A 12,181-nucleotide genomic window follows, 5' to 3' on the forward strand; every position below is an offset into this window, starting at 1 on the left:
TTCGAGGGGATTGTCCGAGGCTACGGCTGTTTTCCGAGGTAGGCCCGACAAAGCGAACCTTCGAACCTCCTGTGGGTCCGCCGACACCCGCCGCGGCGGCGGCGTGGCCCCGTCCTGGACAAGTACCATCGCCCTCTGTGCGCACGCCCGTTCCCGAAGTGACCCCGGTCGTCGCGACGCCCAACGAGGACGCCGCGACCGGTAACACCTCGGGCTATCGGCTCGACCTCGACGGCCTGCGCGGTATCGCGATCGCGCTCGTCGCCGTCTTCCACGTCTGGTTCGGCCGGGTCTCCGGTGGCGTCGACGTCTTCCTGACGCTCTCGGGCTACTTCTTCGTCGCCTCGCTACTCAAGCACGTGCTCGCCACCCAGCCCGCCTCCGCGTCGTGGGGCCGGGCGATCAACCCGTGGCCGCGGTTCTGGCGCCTGGTCCGACGACTGCTCCCCGCGCTGCTCCTGGTGCTGGCGTTCACCGCCGCGCTGATCGCCCTCGTGATGCCGACGACCCGGTGGGGTCCGCTCGGTGCCGAGCTGCAGGCCAGCGCGCTGTACTACCAGAACTGGCATCTCGCGTTCGAGTCGCAGGACTATGCGGCCGCCGACTCCGCGAACAGCCCGATGCAGCACCTGTGGTCGATGTCGATGCAGGGCCAGTTCTTCGTGCTGACGCTGCTGTGCGCGCTCGCTCTCGGTGGCTTGCTGCGCGCGCTGTCACTCAAGGTCGAGTTCTTCCGACGCCCGCGGGTCGTGCGCGGCATCGTGGGGTTCGCGCTCCTCGGCGTCGCGCTCGTCTCCTTCGCCTGGGCGAACTACCGCCACGGCATCAACCAGCCGTTCACCTACTACGACACCGTCGCCCGACTGTGGGAGCCGCTCGCCGGTGGCCTGCTCGCGGTGTGGATGCCGAAGCTCGCGCTGTCCGCGCGCCTGCGCAACCTGCTGAGCCTCGTCGCCCTCGGCCTGATCATCACCTGCGGCTGGTGGATCGCCGGTGTCCAGGAGTACCCCGCGGCGTGGGCGCTCGTGCCCGTCGGCGCGACGCTCATCCTGATCTGGGCGGGCTCCCCGGCCACCGCCCGACCGGCCGAGGGACAGGCCCGGGTGAGTCGCGGTCTCGCCCATCCGCAACTCGTGTGGCTCGGTTCCATCGCCTACGCGCTCTACCTGTGGCACTGGCCGCTGCTGATCTTCTACATGGCGTGGCGCTATCAGGACGAGGTGTCCTGGCTCGAGGGCACCGGAATCCTGGGCGTCTCGGTCCTGATCGCGTGGCTCACCACCAAGTACGTGGAGGCCCCGCTACGGTCTGGATCGCTCAGGCGTAAGAAGACCGTCGCAAGAACGACCGACGGCGACGCCGCGCCGGACACGACGATCAAGCCCACGCAGACGGACAAGCCCGGCTTCCAGAACTCGCGAGGCTACCGCGGCGCCCTTCTCGCGATCCTGCTGGTCATCAGCGTGGCCGCCGGCAGCGCCGCGGTGACCTGGCAGCGCGACGCCGCCAACGCGACCCTCGACACCGAGAACCTCGACCCCCGCCTCTACCCCGGCGGACGGGCCTTCCTCAACGGTGCGCCGGTCCCGAAGGTGACCGCCCAGCCGAGTCCCGACGTCGTCGGCATGGACTGGCCGATCACCTCCTACGACTCGATCATCAGCGGCTGGAAGGACCCGTCGATCAAGGTCGGGTACTACGGCGACGTCGACGCCACCCGCACCATCGCCCTGGTCGGCGGCTCGCATGCCGAGCAGTGGATCACCGCGCTGAACGACATCGGCAAGCGGCACAACTTCCGCGTGACGACCTATCTGAAGGTGGGCTGCGCGCTCACCACCGAGCATGTCTTCACCTGGTTCGGGCAGAAGTACTACCAGTGCAACGACTGGTCGAATCGTGTGATGGAACGCCTGGCCGTGGACAAGCCGGACTACGTGTTCACCACATCCACGCGTCCTCCGCAGGGGTCCGAGAAGGGCGACAACGTGCCCAAGGACTACAAGGAGATCTTCGCCCGGTTCCGCGACCGCGGGCAGAAGGTGATCGGCATCCGCGACAACCCGTGGTCGACCGGCAAGCTGAAGCCGCCGGAGTGCCTCGCCAGCGGCCGCAAGCCCGAGGTGTGCGGGGTCTCGCGCGCACAGGCCATGGCGCCCACCGACCCGGCCGCCGCGCTCGCCGACGAGTTCCCGAACATGACCTTCCTGGACTACACCGACGCCATGTGCGACGACACCTACTGCCCGGCGGTGGTCGGCAACATCCTGATGTGGCACGACTACCACCATCTGTCTGCCACGTTCGTGCGCAGCCTCATCCCGGCAATCGAGGCGGACCTGCAGAAGGCCACCGGCTGGTGGTGAGACCCGGGACGAGGGTCGGTGTCAGCAGGCCGGGCAGAAGTGCGCCGGACGGCGCTGCCGGAACGCGATCTGATCCCCCGGCGAACCGGCCCACTCCGGTTCCGCCCGCACGAACAGTTCGACGCCGTCGTCGTGTCGGGCCGGATCGGCAGCCGTCAGCGACACCCTGACCTCGATGTGCTCCCCGCACGGCCTGACCGAGAGAACTGTCGCACGACCGAGCTCCGACCCGTCCGGGGACGTCGCGACGTCGAGGTCGCCGGGACGGAGCATGACCGTCCCCGGACCCCGAGCCGGCCTCCGCAATCGCAACAGTCCGGCCGAACACCGGACGACATCCCCGTCCGCGTCGCCGGGAAGCTCCGAGACCTCGCCGAACATCCGCGCGACCTCGGCGTCCGCCGGCGCCAGATACACCTCTTCGGGCGACCCGACCTGACGCACCTGTCCGGCCATCAACACCACGATCTCGTCGGCCATCGCCATGGCCTCCTCACGGTCGTGCGTCACGAGCAGACCACTCGAGCCCTCGGCCAGGATCGTGTCGCGCACATGGTCGCGCAGTCGGGTGCGCAACTGGGCGTCGAGTGCGGAGAACGGCTCGTCGAGGCCGATCACCGCGGGCCGGGGGGCCAACGCCCGGGCCAGCGCCACCCGTTGCCGCTGACCGCCGGACAATGCGCTGGGGTGGCGACCGCGAAAATCGCTGAGCCCCACGACTTCCAGCAACTCGGTGGTGCGCGCCGCGCGTCCGGGGGTCCGACGCCACCACGGGCCCAGACCGAACCCCACGTTCCCGGCGACACTCAGATTGCCGAACAGGGCGCCCTCCTGCGGGACCAGCCCGAAACTCCGGCGCTCGGTGGGGATGTCGACGTCACGACTTCCGTCACCGCGTACCGACGCGACCTCGATGCCGCCGATCTCGATTCGTCCGGACCGAAGCGGTTCCAGGCCCGCGATCGTGCGCAGCAGCGTCGTCTTCCCGCACCCGGAGGGTCCGATGACCGCGGTGATCGACCCGGCGGGCACCCGCAGGGAGACCCCGTCGAGGATGGTCGCATCACCGAGGACGACCGAGATGTTCTCGACCCGCACAGCGTCATTCATCGGTCAACGCCCTTTCCGAACAGCGTGGACAGAGCCGCGGTCGGTATCGACGCGACGATGATCAGGACAAGGCCGAGGACAGCCGCCCGCCCGTGGTTCAGGTCGTTGCTGAGACTCCACATGTCGGTGGCCAGCGTCCGGGTGCCGATCGGTGCCAGCATGAGGGTGGCCGGGAGTTCCTTGGCCACCGACAGGAACGCCAGCGCGGACCCGGCCAGCACCGCCGGCATCAGCAGCGGCAACTGCACGCGGACGGCAGTGGCCAGCGGTCCGGCGCCCAGGGTTCGCGACACATCGGCCACGTGCAGCGGGATGGCGTCGACACCGGATCGGACGGGACCGAGGCACACCGGCAGGAACAAGACCACGTACGTCGCGATCAGCATTCCCGCGGTGAGGTAGTAGGACGGCAGGACCCTCGTCCCCAGGAACACCATCGACAGCGCGACCGTCACACCCGGCAGTGTGTAACCGAGGTAGGACACGAGCTCCACGGAGTCCCCGGTGCGAGTACGCGGACGGGATATGAAGAACGCCAGCGGAAGTGCCAGGATCGCGATCACGACGGCCGCCTGTGCCGACAGTTCCAGCGTGGTGCGGGTGTACGGGGCGACCCACGCGAGCAGCTCACCGAAGTCGTCGAAGCCGAGTCTGCGGGATTCACGGATCTCGGTCAGCAGGCCGACGATCGGGACGCAGACGCCGACCGAAACGGTCAGCGTCACGAGGGTCCAGGCGACGGGCCGGTCACGGGCGTCGCGACTCCGGGGCGGGGTGGCACCGGAATCGACATCACGACGTACGCGTCGTTCGGCCAGCGCGAGAAAGACGGCGATCGTGGCGAGCACGAGCCCGTACAACGCGGCGACCGATCGGTCCAGAGTCCCGTTGTAGGCGTTGTAGATACCGACCGTGAACGGCTCGAACCTCACGATCGCGGGGCCGCCGAAGTCGCTGATCGAGTACAGCGCGACAAGCAGTCCGCCGGCGAGGACCGCAGTACGAATTCTCGGCAGGGTCACCCGCAGGAACGCGGTCGGCGCGCTACATCCAAGAGTGCGAGCGGCGTCTTCCTCTCTCCCCCCGGTCCCCGCGAGAGCTGCCATCGCCGGCAGCATGACCAGCGGGTAACAGGCCAGGGTCAGCACGAGCACCGCGGCCCACAGACCTTCGAATCCGGGGAACAACCGTGTCCACACGAAGCCGGAGACATACGACGGAATCGCGAGTGGTGCGGTGAGCAGGGCGACCACGACCGCGCGTCCACGACGGACGCCGCGGGTCACGCACCACGCCGCGCCCACACCGATCACGATCGAGGCGGACGTCACCAGGACGGCGAGTTGCGCTGTCCGCCAGAGCAATTGGCCGGTTCTCGGCCGGAAGAGGTAGGCGAGGGCGTCGTCCGCCCCGATCTCCATCACCCGGACGACCAGGTACACCACCGGAGTGACGAGCAACAGGGCGATGATGACGCTGACGAATCCCAACAGCAGTCGTCCCGACCGGATGGTCCGGCCGGGACGACGAAACACCGCGCGTTTCAGACGATCAGACAGCGCCGACCTCGTTGAGCAGTTTGTCGGTACCGGCCACATCGGCGAGTTGGTCGAGCGTGATCTTCGGCGGCGACAGCTGGTTCAGCGTCGGCAGCCCGTCGACCGGGAGCGGTTCGTTGCCGATCACCGGATACTCCCCGACCTCGGTGGCGAAGTAGGTCTGGGTTTCGGGTGTGAGGAACTGCCGGACGAAGTCGAAGGCCGCTTCCTTGTCCCCGGCGGTCTTCAGGACACCGATGGCACCCACGTTGACCAGCGCACCCGGATCTCCGTCCGAGAAGAAGTGCAACCGGCCGGGGACGTTCTCGATACCCTTCTCCTGTACTTCCTGAACCCAGTAGTAGTGGTTGGTCAGACCTGCGGCGAGCTGCCCGTTGTTGACCGACTCCACGATCTGCCCGTTGCCTTCGAACGCCTGGGGGTCGTTCGCCAGGAACGCGGTGAGCCATTCACGGGCCCCGTCCTCGCCCCGGGTCAACCTCAGCGCGGTCACGAAGGACTTGAAAGACGCATTGGTGGGCGCGTATCCGACCTTGCCACGGAACTCGGGTGCGAGCAGGCCGTCGATACCGGTGGGCAGTTCGTTCTGGGGCAGCTGTCGCGGGTCGTAGATCAGGACTCGCGAGCGCGCCGATGTCGACACCCAGGCACCGGTTTCCGAGCGGTAGGCCTCGGGGACACTCTCGGCGATATCCGCTGGTAGCGGTTCGAGCAGCGAGGCGTCGGCCAGTGCGCCCAGCTCACCAGCGTCCTGAGCGAAGAAGAGGTTCGCGGGTGAGCGTTCGCCCTCCTCGAGGATCTGCGCAGCCTTCTTGTCGTAGGCCGCCGTCACCGGAATGGTTCCGTTGATGCGCTCGACGAGGGGTCCGACCAGCGATTCCGAGCGGCCCGAGTACAGAACGAGAGTCTCGTCGTCTCCCGCCGAGTCTCCCCCCGAGCAGGCCGCGAGGACGCTCGTGGCGATGAGCGCGGCCCCCGCCGTCGCAACCGCTCGTCGGATCAGGCCGGTGGTCCTCATGCGCTCTCACTTTCCTTCGGCCGCTCCCCGTCGAAACGACCGCCCTCTGGACTTGGCTAGCCTAACCGAACCCGGATCCCGCATAGGACGGGACTCGACGGTTCCGCACGCGGCGCACACTCCCAGAGACCTCAGCCGACGCGACTCAGCACCGCCTTCGGGCCCGCGAACACCGTCTCGCGAATGTGATTACGCACCAATGTCCATGCCGGGCAGTCACATCCGGCTTCGACGCCGCTGGCGTCGACCCCCTCGCCACGGCACAGCGCGATGGCGCGCCGCAGGTGGAAGTCCTGGGTCACGACGACCAGTCGGTCGACGCCGAACACCCCCCGCGCCCGGCGACAGCTGGCCGCGGTGTCGAGTCCCTGCGGGTCGTCGACCATGACCTGCGCCGGGACCCCCGCGGCTTCGAGGTAGCTCCGCATCACCGCCGGTTCGTCGCCCGCTGCGGGAGAACCGTTGCCGGAATTGATGATTCGTACGACTCGCCCATCCCGGTACAGCTCGGCCGCAACGTCCAGCCGGCCGCGGACATAGTCACCGGGAACGCCGTCCTCCACCAGTGAACCGAGCACCAGTAGCGTCGACCCGTCCGGCACCTGCTCTGCGTCGAGGACCCGGTCACCGGCCACGACGTACATCCAGGTAGCCGCCACGGTGACCCATAGTTCGACGACCACCAGCACCGCAAGCACCACCGGCGCGACGAGACGTGCTGCTGACCTCACCTGTACAACCTAGGTGTAGGAATACATCTCACCCAAGATGACAATTCGCTGCCGCTCCCTGACCCCCGGGCCGATACTGAGACCATCTGCCGCGCTCAGCCCCGACGCGTATCCGACAACCGTGGAAGAGAGTGTGCATGCAGTACATGCCGGTGACCTCGTCGATGTTCCTCCTCGCCGAGACACGTGAGCAGCCGATGCACGTCGGCGGGCTTCAACTGTTCGTGCCGCGCGAGGGCCAGTCGGCGACCGAACTCGTCGAAGAGGTCATCGAGGCGTTCTCCTCGTGCGCCGAGGTCCATCCGCTGTTCCGCAAGCGCCCAGCCCCGCCGGTCACCATGCTGGGCAACTTCGCCTGGGCCTACGACGCCGAGATCGACTACGACTATCACGTCCGGCGCACGGTTCTCCCCAGGCCGGGGCGCATCCGGGAACTGTTGCGATACGTCTCACTCAGTCACGGCGCGCTTCTCGACCGTTACCGCCCGATGTGGGAGCTGCACATCATCGAGGGGCTCGAGGACGGCCGGGTCGCGATCTACACCAAAATCCATCACTCGATCGTGGACGGCGTGTCAGCACTTCGCCTCCTGCAGCGCATGCTCTCGCCTGACCCTGACGACAGATCCGGATCCGCGCCGTGGGATCCGGCCCTCGTCGGCCAGAAGCGTCCCCGACCGGCTACGTCGTTGCGCGAACGGCTGTCCGGGCTCGCAGATACCGGGCTACAGATCGCCGGCCTCGGCCCGGCGGCCGTCAAGGTGGCACTCGCCGGCGTGCGGGAACCGGACTTCGTGCCGCCGGTGTCCCGCGCGCCGCGAACCATACTCGACGTGGCGATCGGCAGTGCGCGGCGGTTCGCCGCCCAGCAATGGGAACTCGGTCGGCTGCGCGCGGTCGCCGACGCCCTGGACATCACACTCAACGACGTCGTCGTGGGGATGTGTTCGGGCGCACTTCGGTCATACCTCGTCGATCAGGACGCTCTGCCCGACTCCCCGCTGGTCGCCGCGGTGCCGGTGTCGATGCACACCGACGAGGAGAAAGACGGAAACGCCGTCACCGCGATCATGGTCGACCTGGCCACCGACCAGCCCGACCCCGAACGCCGGCTGAACTCGGTCGTCGCATCCGCCCGCCAGGCCAAGAACGTCGTCCGCGGCCTGAGACCCTTGCAGGCGCTCGCGCTCGGCGCGGCCAATTTCGCGCCGCTCGCCTTCGCGACCATCCCCGGCTTCGTCCAGTACGTGCCGCCACAGTTCAACATCATCATCAGCAACGTGCCGGGACCGTCGGAGCACCTGTACTGGAATGGCGCTCGACTCGACGGCCTCTACCCGGTCTCCATCGCGATGGAGGGCCTGGCGTTGAACATCACCGTGACCAGCACCGCCGAACACATCAACTTCGGGCTGATCGGCGCTCGCGCGCAGGTCCCGAGCCTGCAGCGACTGCTGACACACCTGGACACCGCTCTCGAAGAGCTCGAGAAAGTGGCCCACGTCCGCTGACCCCGGAGCAGCCCGAGAAGCGAATTGGGATCCTCCCCACCCTGACTCGACAGTAAGTTACTGGCGAGTATCATTCGGTGTGAGTTTAGACCAGCAAGAATTAGGCCAACCTTGGCAGCGCGCCACCGGCGCGAAGAATTACGGTTACCTGTAGTACACCGCTCCGCGGGGACAGCCCTGCGCACTCTGTGCGCTTCCTCCGGCGGCGGGACGACCTAGACGAAAGGCCGGTACGCGCCCGTGACAGCCACGACGATTGCCATCGGCACCACAGCAGCGGTGATCAGCCTCTTCTGTTGGTACCTGTTCCTCGGCGGAGTGGTGCGGATGTTCCGCACCATCAAACTCGGCCAGAAGGTCGACGGGTCCCGATTCTGGCCGGTGATCCCGCGACTGGTGACGATGATCAAGGAGTTCATCGCCCACACCCGCATGGTGAAGTTCCGGACGGTGGGCTGGGCCCACTGGCTGGTCATGATCGGCTTCATGGGCGGCGCCCTGCTGTGGTTCGAGGCCTATGGCCAGTCGATCAACCCGGAGTTCCACTGGCCGGTCTTCGGTGACACCTTCGCGTGGCGCCTGTGGGACGAGATCCTGGGCATCGGCACGGTGGTCGGCATCATGGTGCTGATCGTCATCCGCCAGCTCAACCACCCGCGCGTCCCCGAGCGCATCTCGCGGTTCTCCGGATCCCGCTTCGGCGCGGCCTACTTCGTCGAGGCCGTCGTCCTGCTCGAGGGTCTGGGCATGATCCTGGTGAAGGCGTCGAAGATCGCGACCTACGGTCACGCCAACGCCTACTCGGACTTCTTCACCATGAACGTGGCGAAGATCCTGCCCGCGTCGCCGACGCTGGTGTCGATCTTCGCGGTCATCAAGCTGATGAGCGGCATGGTCTGGCTGGCCGTCGTCGGCCTGAACACCGACTGGGGCGTTGCGTGGCACCGTTTCTCGGCGTTCTTCAACATCTACTTCAAGCGTGAGGCCGACGGCGGCGTCGCCCTCGGTGCGGCCAAGCCGATGATGAGCCAGGGCAAGGTCCTCGACATGGAGACCGCCGATCCGGACGTCGACGCGTTCGGTGCGGGCAAGATCGAGGACTTCTCCTGGAAGGGCTGGCTCGACTTCAGCACCTGTACCGAGTGTGGCCGCTGCCAGTCGCAGTGCCCGGCCTGGAACACCGGTAAGCCGCTGTCGCCGAAGCTGCTCATCATGTCGCTGCGCGACCACGGCAACGCCAAGGCCCCGTACCTGCTGGCCGGTGGTCGCAAGGACATGGGCGGCGACGAGGTCGGCCTGGTCGACGCCGACGGCAACGTCGACGAGGCCAAGCTCAACGCGATCCCCGAGGCCGCTCGCGCCGAGGCTTCCCGCAAGCTGGTCGGCGAGTCCAAGGGCAAGATCGGCGGCGGCGAGGGCATCGAGTCGGCCGAGGGTGAATTCGATCCCGAGGCGTTGGGTGCGGTCATCGACACCGAGACCCTGTGGAGCTGCACCACCTGTGGCGCCTGCGTCGAGCAGTGCCCGGTCGACATCGAGCACGTCGACCACATCCTCGACATGCGCCGCTACCAGGTCCTGATCGAGTCGGACTTCCCGACCGAACTGGCCGGCATGTTCAAGAACCTCGAGAACAAGGGCAACCCGTGGGGCCAGAACGCCTCCGCGCGTACCGCCTGGATCGACGAGATGGACATCGACATCCCGGTCTTCGGCAAGGACGTCGAGTCGTTCGAGGGCTTCGAGTACCTGTTCTGGGTCGGCTGCGCCGGCGCCTACGAAGACCGCGCGAAGAAGACCACCAAGGCCGTCGCCGAGCTCCTCGACATGGCCGCGGTCAACTTCATGGTCCTCGGCGAGGGCGAGACCTGTACCGGTGACTCCGCACGACGCGCCGGCAACGAGTTCCTGTTCCAGATGCTCGCGCAGCAGAACATCGAGATGCTGGGCGAGGTCTTCTCGACCGCACCCGAGCAGCGCAAGAAGGTCGTCGTCACCTGTGCGCACTGCTTCAACGCACTGGGCAACGAGTACCCGCAGCTGGGCGCCAAGTACGAGGTCGTCCACCACACGCAGCTGCTGAACCGTCTGGTCCGCGAGAAGCGCCTCGTGCCGGTCGCCCCGCTCGGCGAGGGCGTCACCTACCACGACCCGTGCTACCTGGGCCGTCACAACAAGGTCTACGACGCCCCGCGTGAACTGATGGGTGCGGCCGGATCGACTCTCACCGAGATGCCGCGTCACGGCGAACGGTCCATGTGCTGTGGTGCCGGTGGTGCCCGCATGTGGATGGAAGAGCAGATCGGCAAGCGCATCAACATCGACCGGGTCGACGAGGCGCTCGACACCCTCGGCGACACCACCGGCGAGGTCAAGAAGGTCGCGACCGGCTGTCCGTTCTGTCGCGTGATGCTGACCGACGGTGTGACCGCCCGGACCAGTGGCACCGAGTCCGAAGGCAAGGTCGAGGTCGTCGACGTCGCGCAGCTGCTGCTCGACTCGGTCAAGCGCGGCAAGACCGAGGTCAAGCTCGGCGGCCGTTACCTCGGCCCGCGCCCGAGCGCTCCCGAGCCGGAGGCCGAGCCCGAACCCGAGAAGGTCCCGGCCGCAGCGGCCGCGACCGCGACCGCAACCACCGAGGCTGCTCCGAAGCCGAAGGTCGGCCTGGGCATGAAGGGCGGCAAGAAGCCCGGCGCCGCAGCCAAGACCGAGGCACCGGCGGAAGCACCTGCCGAGAAGAAGCCCGCGTCCAAGGGCTTCGGCATGAAGGGTGGCAAGAAGCCGGGTGCTGCGTCGGCAGCACCGGCCGCTGCGTCGGCACCCGCCGAGGCACCTGCTGAGGCACCGGCCGAGAAGAAGCCCGCCTCGAAGGGCTTCGGCATGAAGGGCGGCGCGAAGCGTCCGGGTGCGGCGAGCAAGCCTGCTGCTTCGGCAGCTCCTGCTCCCGCCGAGGCCGAGTCGTCGGAGGCCGTGAAGGCCGAGGCACCGGCAGCAGAGAAGACCGCGGAGGCGAAGCCGGCCAAGGCCAAGGGCTTCGGCATGGCCGCGGGCAAGCGTCCCGGCCAGAAGGCGTCCACCCCGAACGCGGCAGCAGCCGACGCCGGCGTGACCGCTCCCGCCGAGAACAAGGTCGACGAGGCCGAGTCGGCACCCGATGCCGCCCCGACCGTCGACACCGAATCGGCCACCGCCACCGCCACCGCGGCGACGGAAGAAGTGCCGGGCAAGGCCAAGGGCTTCGGCATGGCCGCGGGCAAGAAGCGTCCGGGCGGGATCGGCAAGGCCGCTCCCAAGCCGTCCGCGGCTGCGGACGCTCCGGTGGCGGCCCCCGCCGCTGAGGCCCCCGCCGCTGAGGCCCCTGCGACCGAGGCACCGGCTGCCGAGGCCGAGCCGGCGGCGGAGGCACCCCAGGGTGGTTCGGCTGCGGCGCTGACCGAGGAGAAGCCGGCCAAGGCCAAGGGCTTCGGCATGGCCGCGGGCAAGAAGCGCCCCGGTGGGGCGAGCAAGGCCGCGCCGAAAGCGGCGGCACCCGCCGCAGCACCGGCAGAGGCCGCTCCCGCTCCCGAGGCGACTCCGGAACCCGAGGAGCCCGCCGAGGCACCCGAAGTCGAGGAGACCCCGGCAGCCGAGGCGCCGGCCGAGGCGAACGGGACCGAGGTCCCGGCCCCGTCGAGCAACGGCTCGGGCGACGCCCGGACCATCGCCGAGACCGGGGCGTCGAAGGCCAAGGGCTTCGGCATCGCGGCCGGCAAGAAGCGGCCCGGCCACAAGTAGTCACAGCAGTACCGAAACGGGCTCCGACCACCACGGTCGGGGCCCGTTTTTCGTGCTCTGGACCACGGTCGGACAGCACTGGCGGAAACCCATTTGCATCCGGCTGCGACAA

Annotated in this window: 7 protein-coding genes; 3 read left to right on the forward strand and 4 right to left on the reverse strand. The window is 68.0% G+C overall.

The annotated features are described in order from the left end of the window. Window positions 1–137 precede the first annotated feature (137 nt). Window positions 138–2,366 (forward strand): acyltransferase family protein, encoded by a 2,229-nt coding sequence (locus PWF70_RS21345; protein WP_006359894.1) that lies wholly within the window; start codon window positions 138–140, stop codon window positions 2,364–2,366. Between the two features lie 21 nt (window positions 2,367–2,387). Here PWF70_RS21345 and PWF70_RS21350 read toward each other — a convergent pair whose 3' ends face one another. The 4 genes from PWF70_RS21350 to PWF70_RS21365 all read right to left on the reverse strand — a co-directional run bounded on the left by PWF70_RS21350 (window position 2,388) and on the right by PWF70_RS21365 (window position 6,754). Next, window positions 2,388–3,476 carry an ABC transporter ATP-binding protein gene (locus PWF70_RS21350; RefSeq protein WP_286352771.1) on the reverse strand — a complete coding sequence of 363 codons (1,089 nt, stop codon included), beginning with the start codon at window positions 3,474–3,476 and terminating at the stop codon, window positions 2,388–2,390. Continuing rightward, on the reverse strand, window positions 3,473–5,011 hold the full coding sequence (locus PWF70_RS21355; RefSeq protein WP_279958113.1) for an ABC transporter permease: 1,539 nt from the start codon (window positions 5,009–5,011) through the stop codon (window positions 3,473–3,475). The genes PWF70_RS21350 and PWF70_RS21355 overlap by 4 nt, the downstream gene beginning before the upstream one ends. 16 nt (window positions 5,012–5,027) lie before the next feature. Then, window positions 5,028–6,053, reverse strand: coding sequence for an extracellular solute-binding protein (locus PWF70_RS21360; RefSeq protein ID WP_286352772.1), 1,026 nt, complete (start codon window positions 6,051–6,053; stop codon window positions 5,028–5,030). A 131-nt stretch (window positions 6,054–6,184) separates the two neighbouring features. Further along, complete coding sequence (locus tag PWF70_RS21365) at window positions 6,185–6,754, reverse strand: SanA/YdcF family protein (protein WP_279939646.1); 570 nt, start codon at window positions 6,752–6,754, stop codon at window positions 6,185–6,187. A gap of 167 nt (window positions 6,755–6,921) precedes the next feature. Here PWF70_RS21365 and PWF70_RS21370 point away from each other — a divergent pair, with 167 nt between their 5' ends. Both PWF70_RS21370 and PWF70_RS21375 read left to right on the forward strand, forming a co-directional pair. Continuing rightward, the gene (locus tag PWF70_RS21370) at window positions 6,922–8,295 is read left to right on the forward strand and encodes a WS/DGAT/MGAT family O-acyltransferase (RefSeq protein WP_006359899.1); all 1,374 of its coding nucleotides are present in this window, start codon (window positions 6,922–6,924) and stop codon (window positions 8,293–8,295) included. Window positions 8,296–8,535: 240 nt separating this feature from the next. Further along, window positions 8,536–12,069, forward strand: a complete 3,534-nt coding sequence (locus PWF70_RS21375) for a (Fe-S)-binding protein (protein ID WP_279958114.1) — start codon at window positions 8,536–8,538, stop codon at window positions 12,067–12,069. Window positions 12,070–12,181 lie beyond the last annotated feature (112 nt).

Source organism: Gordonia sp. Swx-4 (genome assembly GCF_030316175.1).
Classification (GTDB): domain Bacteria; phylum Actinomycetota; class Actinomycetes; order Mycobacteriales; family Mycobacteriaceae; genus Gordonia; species Gordonia alkanivorans.

Coding starts and splice junctions, on each gene's coding strand:
- PWF70_RS21370 (WP_006359899.1), top strand. CDS start 6,922: ATGCAGTACATGCCGGTGACCTCGTCGATGTTCCTCCTCGCCGAGACA.
- PWF70_RS21350 (WP_286352771.1), bottom strand. CDS start 3,476: ATGAATGACGCTGTGCGGGTCGAGAACATCTCGGTCGTCCTCGGTGAT.
- PWF70_RS21360 (WP_286352772.1), bottom strand. CDS start 6,053: ATGAGGACCACCGGCCTGATCCGACGAGCGGTTGCGACGGCGGGGGCC.